Genomic DNA, 14398 nt, shown 5'->3' on the forward strand with positions numbered 1-14398 from the left:
GGACCCAAGTCATAGATTTATTTTTACCACCATAAGAGCGGAAATTTTATTTCATCTACAGAGCTGGTCACTAGGTCTGGCTTAAATGCATATTTTCCCAGTGTTTCTTTTTTGGTTATTCCCGAGAGAACTAAGATGGTCTTATAGCCCATCTGCACACCCCCTTGTATGTCGGTTTCCATCGTATCACCGATAACCGTAGTTTCACTGGTTTCCAGTCCCAAAAATTTACGGGCAGATCTCATCATTACCGGGCTGGGTTTTCCAGTTACAAACGCTTTTACTCCGGTAGCTTCTTCTATCATCGCCGTGGTAGCTGCAATGCCCAAATTGTTCCAGCCGGGTTTTTTTGGAGAGGGATCCCGGTTGGTGGTAATGAACTTCGCTCCAGCTAAGATCATATCAACGGCTCTTTGTACCATTTCTAGTGTGAAATTTCTACCTTCACCCAATACTACATATTCGGGATCTGTGTTTACCAAGGTTATGCCATATTCATGCAAACTGCTTAACAGTCCCCCTTCACCAAGTACATAGGCAGTTCCATTTGGGCTTTGATCTGAAAGAAATTTTGCGGTAGCCATGGCACTAGTGTATACATGCCCTTTATCTACCTTAATGCCTAAACCCTTCAATTTTCTCACTACCTCCAAGCTGGTACGTTGGCTGTTGTTGGTCATGAATGCAAATGGAATTTGTTGTTCTATAAGTTTTTTTATGAACTTGTCGGCCCCCAAGATAAGTTCCTCGCCGCTATAAATCACACCGTCCATATCAATTAGTAATCCTTGTTTCATACGCTTCTTTTTTTTATAAAGATATGGGTTAAAAAGGGAACCTTTTGATAAAAAATTAGCATTAATGAATAATTACCCTGAGGGCGTAGGTTTAAAAGTTGAGCTTAAGTTGGCTAATTATTTTCTTAATGGATATTAGAAAGAAAACTTCAAAGGTAACCGCACCATACATTTATCAGTGGCTTGTTCATTTATTGTTGGATTCGCTTTTTTGATACGCTCGAATAGGAGGCAGTGTAGTTATATAGCGCTTGCAATCTTAAAAAAGGAGCACAATTTAACATAAGTGACAGTTAACAGTACAAAAGTATCATGCTTGTTGGGCATAGTCGCATAAATTTGTCGATAATCATTTCCATTGCATGTTATAAGCTTCGGATTTTGCCAAACCAAATATTTTTAAACACTGATGAACAAATTTTTATTAGAGATTTTAGTACCTATCGTTATGGTTTCTCTCTCGGTCTGGCCAGCAAAGGCACAGCGGCCTATTATCCAAACTAAATTCACTGCCGATCCCGCGCCGATCGTGATAAATGATACCGTTTTTTTATATACTAGTCATGATGAGGATGATGCATTTGGTTTTAAAATGCAGAACTGGCTTTTGTACACCTCTACTGATATGGTAAATTGGAGAGATCATGGAGTGGTAGCTTCTTTAAAAGATTTCAAGTGGGTGAATACTGATAATGGAGCATGGGCGCCGCAAGTGGCCCAGAGGAATAACAAATATTATATGTATGTGCCTATGCCGGGTTTTGGTATCGGCGTTTTAGTTGCCGATAACCCATACGGGCCATTCAAGGATGTTTTGGGTAAGCCCCTTATCAAAAATAGTAGCGATGATATAGACCCAACTGTGTTTATTGATGACGATGGACAAGCGTATCTGTATTGGGGAAATCCGAACTTGTATTACGTAAAACTGAACAACGATATGGTTTCTTACTCGGGGGCCATAATTAAAGATCCACAACTTGCAAAAGTTAAGGGACAGCCAGATCCGTATCATTATCAAGAAGGTCCCTGGGTTTGGAAACGAAATGGACGCTATTATTTATCTTATGCTTCCACTTGCTGTCCAGAGGGTATTGGTTATGCCATGAGCAGTTCTCCTACAGGACCTTGGGAATATAAAGGAATGATCATGGATGGGGATAAGCGTTCAAGCGGTAATCATCCAGGTATTATCGATTATAAAGGGCAACCTTATGTATTCGGCTTTAATTATGCCATTCTGAAGCAAAATATGTCCAAACATTACGAAAGACGATCGGTATGTGTAGAGAAACTGACTTATAACCCAGATGGGACAATTCAGAAGCTTCCCTTTTGGTCCAAAAACGTAGATCAGGTAGGTACTTTAAATCCATTTTTGCGTACTGAGGCCGAAACTATGGCCTATAGTGAAGGACTGAAGACAGATGTTCAAGTAGAGTGGGAACGACATATCCCTTGGGATAAAGGAAGGAAAGTATCCGAAAAAATCTTTCTGTCGAGTATCAATAACGGAGATTTTTTACAGGTGAAAGGGGTTGATTTCGCACAAGGCGCCACGTCTTTGGACGTTAGTGTAGCAGGCTTAAATGGAGGGAGTATCGAGTTCCATGTAGATCGTATAGATGGACCTACCATTGCGAAAGTAGATGTTTTGGACAAAGCCGAAGGAGATGTTTGGAAAACGATTTCGGTTCCCGTTAAAAAAATAAAAGGCGTACATGATCTGTATATCGTATTTAAGGGGGAGAAAGAGCTCTTTTATTTCGATTGGTGGAAATTCCATGCGAAATAGATTTATAAACTAATGCTTTACAAATAAATACACACACACTTAAAACCTAGAAAATGACGAATTTTATCAGAAAAGTACTATTATGTGCTATTTTAATCTCCGTAGAATCGGCCGCTTTTGCTCAAAACACAGTCTGGTTAGACCAATTAGATCTAAGCAATGCGACACAAGGCTACGGTACACCTAAAAGAAATAAATCTGTTGATGGTAAGCCCATTACCATTGCCGGAAAAACTTTTGAACGTGGTTTCGGTAGCCATGCCACAAGTTCGTTGATGATTATCCTTGACGGAAAAGCGAAATCATTTAGCGCAATGGTGGGTATAGACGATGAGGTAAAAGGACAAAAACCTGCCGCCGAATTTGTGATTAATGCCGATGGAAAAGAATTATGGCGTAGTGGCGTAATGCGTTTAGGTGATGTTGCAAAAGCAGTTGCTGTAGATTTAACCAATGTTAAAAAGATAGAACTATTGGTAACAGATGGCGGTAACGGCGATTATTATGATCATGTTGACTGGGCCGATGCTAAGTTTGAGGCGATTGGCGTTAGTACCTTTAAAACCTATAACCCGATACCTAGTGATCCATATATTCTCACGCCAAAGCCATCAGCTTTTCCAAGGTTAACGGGTGCAAAGGTATTTGGTGTGCGTCCAGGTTCGCCGTTTCAGCATTTGGTTACTGCAACTGGAGATAGACCCATGAGTTTTTCGGCGGTGAATTTGCCAAAAGGATTGCAAATCAACACAAAAACGGGCTTAATCACCGGAAAACTAAATCAAAAAGGTAGTTATGTGGTAACCCTAAAAGCTAAAAATGCCAAGGGTACGGCAGAGAGAAAATTTAGAATTGAATGTGGCGATCGCATTGCGCTTACTCCGCCAATGGGCTGGAACAGCTGGAATTGTTTTGCCCATGAAGTATCGGCAGATAAAGTAAGACGTGCAGCAAATGCAATGGTAAGTAGTGGGCTGATTAATCATGGTTGGACTTATATCAATATTGACGATTTCTGGGAGAATAATCGCGATTCGAAAGACCCATCTTTAAGAGGTAAATTTCGTGATGAAAAAGGTAATATAGTAACAAATTTGCGTTTTCCTGATATGAAAGGTCTTGCAGATGATATACATAATCTTGGCCTGAAGATTGGCATTTATTCTAGTCCCGGACCGTGGACCTGTGGCGGCTGTGCCGGCAGCTATGGTTACGAAAAGGAAGATGCGGAAATTTATGCGAAATGGGGTTTTGATTACCTGAAGTACGATTGGTGCAGCTATGGTAACGTAATTGATGGATTGCCAGATAACGACCCAACCAAGGTATCATCATTATCCTATAGAGGTGGTGATAAATTAAGTACCGCCATAAAGCCATTTAAGGTAATGGGCGATCACCTAAGGGCCCAACAACGCGACATTGTGTATAGCGTTTGCCAATACGGAATGTCTGATGTTTGGAAATGGGGAGATTCTGTACATGGAAATGCTTGGAGAACAACTAATGATATTACCGATACCTGGAATAGTGTTAAAGGTATTGCATTGGCCCAAGATAAAGCTGCGCCGTACGCAAAGCCGGGAAATTGGAACGATCCCGATATGTTAGTGGTTGGCCATGTAGGGTGGGGAAATCCTCATCCGAGCAAGTTAAAACCAGACGAACAATATTTGCACATTAGCCTTTGGAGTATTTTTGCCTCTCCGTTGCTAATTGGCTGCGATATGGAAAAATTAGATGATTTTACACTTAACTTGCTAACTAACGACGAGGTAATCGAGGTAAATCAGGACCCATTGGGTAAGCAAGGTACTTGTCTACAAACTATCGGCGATTTAAAGATCTACGTAAAAGAACTGGAAGATGGAAGTAAGGCCATAGCATTCGCAAATTTTGGTATAGAACCAGTGGAAATGTCTTATGCTGGCTTCAGTAACATCGGTTTAAAAGGCCGTTTCGCTATCCGTGATATTTGGAGGCAAAAACAAGTGGTCAATATTGATACAAAAACATCAAAATTAGCATTGAAAGTGCCAGCGCACGGGGTTTTGTTTTATAAGTTTTCGCCAAAAAAATAACGTTAAAAAAGTATATTATGCTAAGTAGAAATATAAAAATTGGGTCTTTACTATTGTTCGCATTGGGGCTGTCCTTAAACTTGGCCGCTCAAAATCCCATCGTTCAAACCTATTATACCGCAGATCCGGCACCTATGGTGCATAATGGAAAAGTGTACCTGTATACGAGTCATGACGAGGATGTAACCGTTAAAAACTTCTTTACCATGAACGATTGGCGCTGTTACTCGTCATCGGATATGGTAAACTGGACCGACCACGGCGCTATACTATCTTACAAAACTTTCAGCTGGTCCAGAGGCGATGCTTGGGCTGGACAATGTATCTACAGAAATGGCAAGTTCTATTACTATTTGCCGGTTAACAAAATTAATGGTGGCAATGCTATCGGCGTAGCGGTATCAGATAGTCCTACTGGTCCCTTTAAGGATGCCTTGGGTAAGCCCTTATTGGAAGGATATGGTTATATAGATCCAACTGTGTTCATTGATACCGATGGACAGGCTTATCTCTATTGGGGCAATCCAGATTTATGGCATGTTAAGTTAAACGCTGATATGGTTTCCTACGACCAAAAAACGGGCATCGTTAAAGAAACGCTAAAAGATGAGAACTTTGGCTATCGCGAAAAGAAAATTAATAATCGTACTGCGGCGTATGAAGAAGGTCCGTGGTTATTTAAAAGAAAAGCTAAGTATTATATGCTTTACCCGGCGGGTGGCGTACCAGAACATTTGGCATATTCAACCGCTGATAGTCCGCTGGGACCTTGGAAATACGGTGATACCATTATGCACGTAATTAAAAATAAGGGCGCATTCACCAACCATCCCGGATATATCGAATTTAAGGGGCAGCCCTACTTGTTTTACCACGATGCTGGTTTGCCTGGAGGTACAGGTTTTAAGCGTTCCGTTTGTGTAGAGCCCTTTCAGTTTAATGCAGATGGTTCAATACCTTTAATAACCCCTACTAAAGAAGGTGTTGTTAAAAGCGCTGCCAATGTCAATCCTTACCAACGTGTAGAAGCCGAAACCATTGCTTGGTCTGAAGGTTTAAAAACTGACCAAAACGATAAAGGTGCCGTTTGGGTAACTAAAATTGATGGCGGCGACTATATCAAAGTAAGAAGTGTAGATTTTAATAAGGGTGCCAAATTTTTTGATGCCAGCGTAGCTTCGGCAAATAGTGATGGAAAAATTGAGATACGTGTGGGCAGTAAAACGGGAAAATTGTTAGGCGTGCTACAAGTTAAATCAACTGGCGGTGCCGAGAATTGGAAACTGCAATCGTGCAAGGTAGCTAATCTTAAAGGCGTACACGATTTGTATTTAGTGTTCGTGGGTTCAGGCAATAACTTGTTCGATTTCGATTGGTGGACATTTAGAAAGTAGCGCTTTTCAGCTTCCTTGAAGATTAAAAACCGACAAATCAAATGAAAAATAATATATTATTTATCCTAGCGGCTTTATTTTCAATAAGTGTCCGTGCACAGAATATCTCATCATCTGAATTTAAAAAATGGACAAAGACTCCAGTGTTGGGTTGGAACAGTTGGGATTGCTTTGGAACAACGGTAACCGAGCAGCAGGTGAAAGAGCAGGCCGATGCCATGGCTAAATATCTCTTGCCTAGCGGTTACGAGTATCTTACTGTTGATATTCAATGGTACGAACCCGAGGCAAAGGGCCATTACTATAATCCTAAGGCCGTACTTACCATGGATAGCTACGGGCGTTTAACTCCGGGTTTGAAAAAGTTTCCGTCGGCAGCAAATGGTAAGGGCTTTAGGCCCTTGGCAGATTATGTACATTCCAAAGGCTTAAAATTTGGTATCCATATTATGCGTGGCATACCTAGGCAAGCCGTAGAAGAGAACACCCCCGTATTGGGCACTAAAGTTAGGGCAAAAGACATTGCCCTAACTAATTCTGTTTGCGCATGGAACCCAGATATGTACGGCGTGGATGCTACCAAGCCAGAGGGACAAGCCTACTACGATTCTATTGTACAGATGTATGCAGATTGGGGCGTCGATTTTATCAAGTGCGATGATATATCCCGACCGTACGATGTCGTGCAACAGGCAGAAGTAGAGGCCTTACGCAAGGCGATAGACAAAACGGGACGTCCCATTGTGTTAAGTTTATCTCCAGGAGCTACACCGCTTAGTGCGGGTAAACACGTAAAGGAACATGCTAATATGTGGCGCATTACCGATGATTTTTGGGATAGATGGGGCTTGCTTTTAGCGATGTTCGAAAGATTGGATGCTTGGACACCTTACCGTGGGCCAGGGCATTTCCCTGATGCGGATATGCTTCCTATTGGAGTGGTTGATTTTAAAAGGCCAACCAATTTTACCAAAAATGAGCAACGTACCTTAATGAGCTTATGGGCCATAGGTCGTTCGCCGTTAATTTTTGGTGGCGATATGACCAAACTTGATGATTTTACCAAGGAAATGCTGACCAATAAGGAAATGCTAAAGGTAAATCAGTATAGCGCCAATAACCGCCAGGTTTCTAGAGAAAAAAATCTAATCGTTTGGACGGCCGATATCCCCAATAGTAAAGATAAATACTTGGCACTGTTTAATGCACAAAGTAAGGGAGATAACCTCGATTTTAATAATGCGGATTACGCCAGTCCCGTAATTGCAGGAAAAGGAGCTTCGCAAAACGTGCAAGTTAATGTAAAGGGAGGCAAAAGGCTGATACTTTTTGTGAAAGACGGCGGCAATGGTTTTGATTGGGATCATGTGGTTTGGGCCAATCCTATGTTAAGCGGACCTAAGGGCGAACTTAAACTTACCGATTTAAAATGGCTTAGTGCTACCGCTGGTTGGGGTGAAGTTAGAGTGAACCGAACGGTAGATAATAAACCGATTATTATAAATGAGAAGCCAACAAATGGTATTGGTACCCATGCAGAGTCGGTAATTGTTTACGATTTGCCCGAAGGTTACGATACGTTTTCGGCTACGGGCTATGTAACGCAGGATAAAGCTTCGGTAGTTTTTGGGGTAATGGTTGATAGGGGCGGAGCAAATATGCCTGAAACAGCTACTGTAGATGTTGATTTTAAATCTTTGGGCATTAAAGGGAAAGTAAAAATAAGTGATTTATGGAGCCATAAAGACTTAGGTATTTTTGAAGGAAAGTTTGGACAAGAATTGTCTCAACATGCTGCCGGATTATATAGGTTAACACCAGTAAAATAAATAAACTTTCCGATTTGTACTGCCGTAGTTGATTTTTTACGCTGTAGGCACAAATAAGGAAAAGTAAATAATTAGGCAATTGGCCTAGAACGAAAAATCAGTTAAGTTGATTTGTAAAAAGTGGTGCGCTGGTTGGTATCACCAGCCAGCGTTATCTTAAGCCAGTTACTTAACTTATAAGGTGCTTGCTACTTAAATGCTAAGGTAGCCTAGTGTCCTAACTAATTTTAACCACTAAAGTGAATGATAAATTCGAACAAAATTGCAATAGTTACCGGAGGCGCATCTGGTTTGGGCTTGGCCATAACCAGTAAATTGGTAGCCAATAACATTCACGTGATAATGATAGGCCGTAATGAGAATCAGCTTAAAGCCCAAGCAGGCGTATTGGGTAAATTGGTTTCTTATTATGTGGCCGATCTATCAAACACGGCCCAGATACCAGCACTGATAGAAAATATTTATACTACCTATGGGAAGATAGACATCTTGGTAAATAATGCAGGTATCAACCTAAAAAAGCCTTTTGTAGAAGTTACTGATGAAGACTTTTTTAACATCATACAAACCAATTTATTGGCCGTTTTTTCGATAAGTAGGGAGGTTGTGAAAAAAATGTTGTTGGAGGGCAGTGGTGTAATTGTGAATATCAGTTCAATGGCTGCGCAGTATGGCATACCGAAAGTTATAGCTTATTCTGCAGCTAAAACAGGGGTGGAAGGAATGACCAGAGCTATGGCCACGGAACTATCTCCAATGGGAATACGTATTAATTGTGTGGCTCCAGGCTTCATCAAAACCGCCATGTCTGCGAAAGCCTTGGATTCCGATCCTGAAAGAAAGCAAAAAGTATTTTCGCGTACGCCAATGGGACATATGGGTGAGCCTAACGACATCGCCGAGGCGGTTTATTATTTATGTTCAGATCATTCTAAATATGTAACAGGTGTGGTACTGCCCATTGATGGCGGTAACTCGATCGGATTTTAATTCTTTTGCTTATCAGCTAAATAACGCTCTCAATTTTAATTGTTCTTAATTAATCAATCAACGTCAAATTTTAGACTCAAAAAATATGCTTAAAATTAAAGCCAAAGTAATGCTATCGCTTACGTTAATTGCGGCAGTTGGTGCTTCTTGTCAGCAAAGAAACAACGGTAGCAACGAAAAAAATGCAGCTACTACCGCAATGAAAAAAACTTATCTTTCAGAGCCTTTGGTCAGCGAAATATACACCGCTGACCCATCGGCCCATATATTTAACGGTAAAATTTATATCTATCCTTCACATGATATTGAGGCAGGCGTAAAAGAGAATGACAATGGCGATCACTTCGACATGAGAGATTACCATGTGCTCAGTATGGACAGTATTGGCGGTAAGGTTACCGTACATGAAGTAGCATTGTCTGTAAAAGATATTCCTTGGGCCGGCAGGCAATTATGGGCTCCAGATGCCGCCTATAAAGATGGAACCTATTACTTGTATTTTCCAGTTAAAGATAAAAACGATGTGTTTAGAATAGGCGTAGCTACTTCAGAAAAACCAGAAGGCCCATTTAAAGCTGCCGCTAAACCAATAGACGGAAGTTACAGCATAGATCCCGCTGTTTTTACAGATACAGATGGTAACAGTTATATGTATTTCGGTGGCATTTGGGGAGGCCAATTACAACGTTGGAAGGATGGTAAATATGATGCCAATGGCTCTAAGACTGATACTGGAAAGGAAAATGAACCAGCTTTAACAGCCAAGGTAGCTAAACTGGGTAAAGACATGGCGTCTTTTGATGGAAAGGTGAAGGATGTAGTAATTTTAGATAAGGATGGGAAGCCTTTGTTAACGAAAGATCATGACCGTCGTTTTTTTGAGGGTGCTTGGATGCACAAATACAATGGTAAATACTATTTTACTTATTCTACCGGAGATACACACTTCTTGGCCTCAGCGGTTGCTGACAGCCCTTGGGGTCCGTTTGTTTACCAAGGTACGTTTATGACGCCGGTAGAAGGTTGGACAACCCATCATTCTATTGTTGAAATTAAAGGGAAATGGTATTTGTTCTATCATGATACACAGCTATCTGGGAAAACCCATTTAAGAAATATAAAAGTAACAGAACTTACACATAACACAGATGGAACCATTGCACTAATAGAGCCAAATGGTAAAAAATAATTGCTGATAATTAGCTTTCCGCCGTATTAAAAATCAATGAATGTACGGGGCATGCCTCGATTTAAGCCAAAGTTGGTTTGTAGTCTTCACGGTGCATAAGCTTCAATAAAAAAAGCCTGTTTTAATTTTTTAAAACAGGCTTTTTTACAAAGGGGAGTAGCTTAATGCCTAAATATATCTGTTGATTAAGTTTTCTAAATACTCCTGGCGGCCACTCTTAGCTTCAGGTTCGCCCAGTACAATCGCAATTTTTCTAAGGTCTTCTAAATTTAGTTTTCCCTGCTCAAATTCAGCACCTTTTCCTTGGTCAAACGAACTGTAGCGGTCTGTTCTAATTTTTTTGTATTCCGATTGCTGTAAGATTGCATCGGCGGTAATCAATGCCCTGGCAAAAATGTCCATTCCGCCAATGTGTGCGTAGAACAGGTCTTGAGGATCTGTAGAATTCCTTCGGATTTTGGCGTCGAAGTTTACGCCGCCGCCTTTAATACCCCCGCCCTCTAGTATAATCAGCATTGCTTCTGTTAATTCGTTGATATCGTTAGGGAATTGATCGGTATCCCATCCATTTTGGTAATCACCTCGGTTGGCATCAATTGAGCCTAATAAGCCCGCATCAACCGCAACTTGTAGCTCGTGCTGGAAAGTGTGTCCGGCTAAAGTAGCGTGGTTAACTTCCAGGTTTAGTTTAAAATCATCCAGTAAATTAAATTCCTGTAAGAAACCTTTAACCGTAGCAGCATCATAGTCATATTGATGTTTAGATGGCTCGCATGGTTTAGGCTCGATAAAGAAAGTGCCTTTGAATCCTTGTTTTCTAGCATAGTCTTTGGCGGTGTGTAAGAATCTTGCCAGGTGCTCCTGCTCTCTTTTCATGTTGGTGTTCAGTAAGCTCATGTAGCCTTCCCTGCCTCCCCAGAATACGTAGTTTTCGCCTCCTAGTGCAATGGTCGCATCTAAGGCTGCCTTAACCTGCGCTGCACCATGGGCCAATACATGAAAATCAGGATTGGTTGCTGCTCCATTCATGTAACGCCTGTGGCTAAACAGATTTGCAGTGCCCCATAAAAGTTTTACACCACTTTCTGCCTGTTTTTGTTTGGCGTATTCAACTAATGTCTGTAGTCTGCGCTCATTTTCCATGATATCATCACAGTAATCAACAACATCCACGTCGTGGAAACAGTAATATGGAATTTGCAACTTAGTAATAAATTCAAATGCAGCATCCATCTTATCTTTAGCTCTTTCTATCGGGTCACTTTTAGTTTCCCATGGAAAAATATGGGTAGCTCCACCAAATGGGTCGCTACCATTGCCATTGAATGAATGCCAATAAGCACAAGCGAACTTGAAGTGTTCATTCATTGTTTTTCCAGCTACAACTCTATCGGCTTCATACCATCTAAAGGCTAGTGGATTATCGCTTTTTAAGCCTTCGAATTTAATTTGGCTAATGCCTTTGAAGAACTCTTGGGTTCCTGTTACTATTTTAGTCATTACGTTTGTATGTTTTTAATTGATTGCTTTAATTAATATCTCTTTCCAAGCCAAATAAATTTCTTCATTTGCCTGCTGTTGCAGAGGTTCTATCTTTTTGATGTATCCAAATTTGTTAAATGCTTCGGTGGCATCTGCGTAAATATTTGCACCAATACCTGCTCCTAAAGCAGCACCAACACTTCCATTATTGTCGTAAAGTTCTAATGTTACGCCGCTAAGGTCTACAAATGCCTGGGCAAATACCGGACTAAGGAACAGGTTGGCATGGCCTGCTCGGATTACATTCGGTGTCATGCCGTTTTCTTTCATGATATCCAACCCATATCTAAAGGCACAGGCAATACCTTCTTGTACCGAGCGGAATATATCAGATTGGTTGTGCCTATTTAAATCGATGCCGTGAAATTGTACGCTAGTATATTTGTTCCCCAACATACGTTCGGCTCCGTTGCCGAAAGGCAAAACTTTTATACCATTGCTGCCAATGGGCGACTCAGCAGCTAAGGTGTTGAGGTCTTTATAATCTATGTTGGGTGCAAAGTTGTGTTTGGCCCAACGATACATGCTTCCAACACCGTTTATACATAGTAAAATACCAGTATATTTTTGAGATGGAGTGTAGTTAACGTGAGCAAAAGTGTTTATTCTCGATTGAAGATCATAATCTAAACGGTCGCTTACCCCGTAAATTACGCCCGAAGTACCAGCAGTAGCAGCAACTTCACCAGGTTTTAATACATTTAACGACAATGCGTTGTTTGGCTGGTCTCCGGCTTTGTAAGCGACGGGAATGCCGGCACTTAAACCTAGGGCTGCCGCAATGTCCGGTTTTACTTCTCCATGATTTGAAAAAAGCGGCCTGATTTCTGGGATGAGGTCTTTTTCTATACCAAAATACTGTATTACATCTTTAGACAGTTCGTCATTTTTGAAGTCCCAAAAAATACCTTCGGATAAGGCTGGAATACTCGTTGTAATGCTGCCGGTCAGCATCATCGCAATATAATCTCCAGGTAGCATTACCTTGTGGATACGACTATAAAGTTCGGGTTCGTTCTGTTTAACCCAGGCTAACTTTGCAGCAGTGAAATTTCCTGGAGAATTTAGTAAATGACTTAAACATTGCTCGTGTCCAATGTCATCAAATGCTTTTTCTCCGATTTCTACCGCCCGGCTATCGCACCAAATGATACTGTCTCTAAGTGGGTTTAAGTGCTTGTCTACAGCAACTAGGCCATGCATTTGGTAGGCAATGCCTATGGCTTTAATATCCTGGGATTGGTACTTTCCCGTTTTGTTTAATTTTAATAGTGCTATCTGGGTATTTTCCCACCAATCCTTGGGCGATTGTTCGGCCCAACCGCTCTGTAGCGACTTAATTTCGGCTTCCTTTTCTGGATGATGGGCAGAGGCGACACATTGTTGTGTGTGCGCATCTATAACTGATACCTTTATGGAAGATGTGCCCAAATCAATACCTAATAAATACATTTTAAAAGATTTTATAAAAAGCTGTTTAAAAATGGAAGGAATAATTTCCGTTACTGCTTGGCGAGCATGCTAAAGTTTGCCTTGCGGACATGAGTAGTATCACCGCCATTTATTTAATATCCATTGAAATTAAAACAGTTTCTTAGTGTTTATATTCTTAATCATTTCATAAGTTCCATGAACTGATCTAATTCTGCCAATCCCTTTAATCTGCTCATGACATCTAATTCATCATCTGCTCTGATAAGCGCCGACATATGATTTATGCCATTTTCATGCCTAGCTACTTTTTCTGTTGATTACTTTCTGTACGGCTTCTACAATATTGATGGCATCTAAGCCATATTTAGACATTAATTGGTCTGGTGTTCCGCTTTCGCCAAAGGTATCATTAGTGGCTACAAATTCTTGCGGTATGGGCAGAGTGGTGGTAAGTAATCTGGCTACGCTTTCTCCCAAGCCGCCAAACTTGTTGTGTTCTTCACAAGTTACTACGCAGCCTGTTTTTTTTACTGATTTAAGGACGGCCTCTTCATCTAGTGGTTTGATGGTATGTATGTTAATGATTTCTGCATCTATGCCCATTTCTTCTAGTTTTTCACCTGCTTCAATGGCTTTCCATACCATGTGCCCGGTGGCGATAATCGTAACGTCGGTACCCTCATTAACCATCCAAGCTTTGCCAATCTCAAATTTTTGGTCGGAGTCCGTAAATACCGGAATTACTGGTCGCCCGAAACGCAGGTAAACAGGCCCGTCGTACTCGGCAATGGCAATAGTTGCGGCCTTAGTTTGGTTGTAATCGCAGGGATTGATTACTACCATTCCGGGTAACATTTTCATCAAGCCTATATCTTCTAAAATTTGGTGGGTTGCGCCATCTTCGCCAAGTGTTAAACCCGCATGTGAGGCACAGATTTTTACGTTCTTGCCCGAATAGGCAACCGACTGGCGGATTTGGTCGTAAACGCGACCGGTGGAAAAATTGGCAAAAGTTCCTGTAAATGGAATTTTTCCACCTATGGTCATTCCGGCGGCTATACCAATCATGTTAGCCTCGGCGATGCCAACTTGGGTAAAGCGTTCAGGAAAATCTTTGATAAAAGCATCCATTTTAAGCGAGCCAACTAAATCGGCGCATAAAGCCACAACATTTTCGTTTCTTTTTCCAGCTTCATGTAGGCCTGCTCCAAATCCAGACCGGGTATCTTTTTTTTCTGTGTAAGTATATTTCTTCATTATTCTAAATAGTTAATTGCGGTTCTAGTTTTGCTCCGCAATTCTTCATTTTTTTACTATTGAGTATAAGCGTATTGGGATTTAATTATC

At 41.1% G+C, this 14398-nt stretch carries 10 protein-coding genes; 6 read left to right on the forward strand and 4 right to left on the reverse strand.

Annotation, left to right across the window (positions count from 1 at the left end):
- Positions 1–23 precede the first annotated feature (23 nt).
- A complete protein-coding gene (locus tag ABDV71_RS11895) occupies positions 24–797 on the reverse strand; it encodes an HAD-IIA family hydrolase (RefSeq protein WP_343532809.1) in 774 nt (257 codons plus the stop codon).
- 409 nt (positions 798–1206) lie between these two features.
- Here ABDV71_RS11895 and ABDV71_RS11900 point away from each other — a divergent pair, with 409 nt between their 5' ends.
- The 6 genes from ABDV71_RS11900 to ABDV71_RS11925 all read left to right on the forward strand — a co-directional run bounded on the left by ABDV71_RS11900 (position 1207) and on the right by ABDV71_RS11925 (position 10075).
- The gene (locus ABDV71_RS11900) at positions 1207–2592 is read left to right on the forward strand and encodes a glycoside hydrolase family 43 protein (RefSeq protein ID WP_343532811.1); all 1386 of its coding nucleotides are present in this window, start codon (positions 1207–1209) and stop codon (positions 2590–2592) included.
- 53 nt (positions 2593–2645) lie between these two features.
- Positions 2646–4673, forward strand: coding sequence for an NPCBM/NEW2 domain-containing protein (locus ABDV71_RS11905; protein WP_343532813.1), 2028 nt, complete (start codon positions 2646–2648; stop codon positions 4671–4673).
- 17 nt (positions 4674–4690) lie between these two features.
- Positions 4691–6067, forward strand: coding sequence for a glycoside hydrolase family 43 protein (locus tag ABDV71_RS11910; protein WP_343532815.1), 1377 nt, complete (start codon positions 4691–4693; stop codon positions 6065–6067).
- 41 nt (positions 6068–6108) lie between these two features.
- Positions 6109–7896 (forward strand): NPCBM/NEW2 domain-containing protein, encoded by a 1788-nt coding sequence (locus ABDV71_RS11915; protein ID WP_343532817.1) that lies wholly within the window; start codon positions 6109–6111, stop codon positions 7894–7896.
- Positions 7897–8139: 243 nt separating this feature from the next.
- Positions 8140–8886: an SDR family oxidoreductase gene (locus tag ABDV71_RS11920; RefSeq protein ID WP_343532818.1), complete on the forward strand. Its 747-nt coding sequence runs from the start codon at positions 8140–8142 to the stop codon at positions 8884–8886.
- Between the two features lie 85 nt (positions 8887–8971).
- A complete protein-coding gene (locus ABDV71_RS11925) occupies positions 8972–10075 on the forward strand; it encodes a glycoside hydrolase family 43 protein (RefSeq protein ID WP_343532820.1) in 1104 nt (367 codons plus the stop codon).
- A gap of 168 nt (positions 10076–10243) precedes the next feature.
- On the opposite strand, the gene xylA is transcribed toward ABDV71_RS11925, so the two are convergent.
- The 3 genes from xylA to ABDV71_RS11940 all read right to left on the reverse strand — a co-directional run bounded on the left by xylA (position 10244) and on the right by ABDV71_RS11940 (position 14308).
- Positions 10244–11575: a xylose isomerase gene (gene xylA / locus ABDV71_RS11930; protein ID WP_343532822.1), complete on the reverse strand. Its 1332-nt coding sequence runs from the start codon at positions 11573–11575 to the stop codon at positions 10244–10246.
- A 15-nt stretch (positions 11576–11590) separates the two neighbouring features.
- Positions 11591–13069 (reverse strand): FGGY family carbohydrate kinase, encoded by a 1479-nt coding sequence (locus tag ABDV71_RS11935; RefSeq protein WP_343532824.1) that lies wholly within the window; start codon positions 13067–13069, stop codon positions 11591–11593.
- Positions 13070–13348: 279 nt separating this feature from the next.
- Positions 13349–14308 carry a transketolase family protein gene (locus ABDV71_RS11940; protein WP_343532826.1) on the reverse strand — a complete coding sequence of 320 codons (960 nt, stop codon included), beginning with the start codon at positions 14306–14308 and terminating at the stop codon, positions 13349–13351.
- Positions 14309–14398 lie beyond the last annotated feature (90 nt).

Origin of the sequence: Pedobacter sp. (genome assembly GCF_039594775.1) — a bacterium.
Taxonomy (GTDB): Bacteria; Bacteroidota; Bacteroidia; order Sphingobacteriales; family Sphingobacteriaceae; genus Pedobacter.

What these genes read in the sequence shown, in the direction of transcription:
- ABDV71_RS11925 (WP_343532820.1), top strand. Translation starts at nt 8,972, where the DNA reads ATGCTTAAAATTAAAGCCAAAGTAATGCTATCGCTTACGTTAATTGCG.
- ABDV71_RS11895 (WP_343532809.1), bottom strand. Translation starts at nt 797, where the DNA reads ATGAAACAAGGATTACTAATTGATATGGACGGTGTGATTTATAGCGGC.
- ABDV71_RS11905 (WP_343532813.1), top strand. Translation starts at nt 2,646, where the DNA reads ATGACGAATTTTATCAGAAAAGTACTATTATGTGCTATTTTAATCTCC.
- ABDV71_RS11915 (WP_343532817.1), top strand. Translation starts at nt 6,109, where the DNA reads ATGAAAAATAATATATTATTTATCCTAGCGGCTTTATTTTCAATAAGT.
- ABDV71_RS11910 (WP_343532815.1), top strand. Translation starts at nt 4,691, where the DNA reads ATGCTAAGTAGAAATATAAAAATTGGGTCTTTACTATTGTTCGCATTG.
- ABDV71_RS11935 (WP_343532824.1), bottom strand. Translation starts at nt 13,069, where the DNA reads ATGTATTTATTAGGTATTGATTTGGGCACATCTTCCATAAAGGTATCA.
- ABDV71_RS11940 (WP_343532826.1), bottom strand. Translation starts at nt 14,308, where the DNA reads ATGAAGAAATATACTTACACAGAAAAAAAAGATACCCGGTCTGGATTT.
- ABDV71_RS11900 (WP_343532811.1), top strand. Translation starts at nt 1,207, where the DNA reads ATGAACAAATTTTTATTAGAGATTTTAGTACCTATCGTTATGGTTTCT.
- xylA (WP_343532822.1), bottom strand. Translation starts at nt 11,575, where the DNA reads ATGACTAAAATAGTAACAGGAACCCAAGAGTTCTTCAAAGGCATTAGC.
- ABDV71_RS11920 (WP_343532818.1), top strand. Translation starts at nt 8,140, where the DNA reads ATGATAAATTCGAACAAAATTGCAATAGTTACCGGAGGCGCATCTGGT.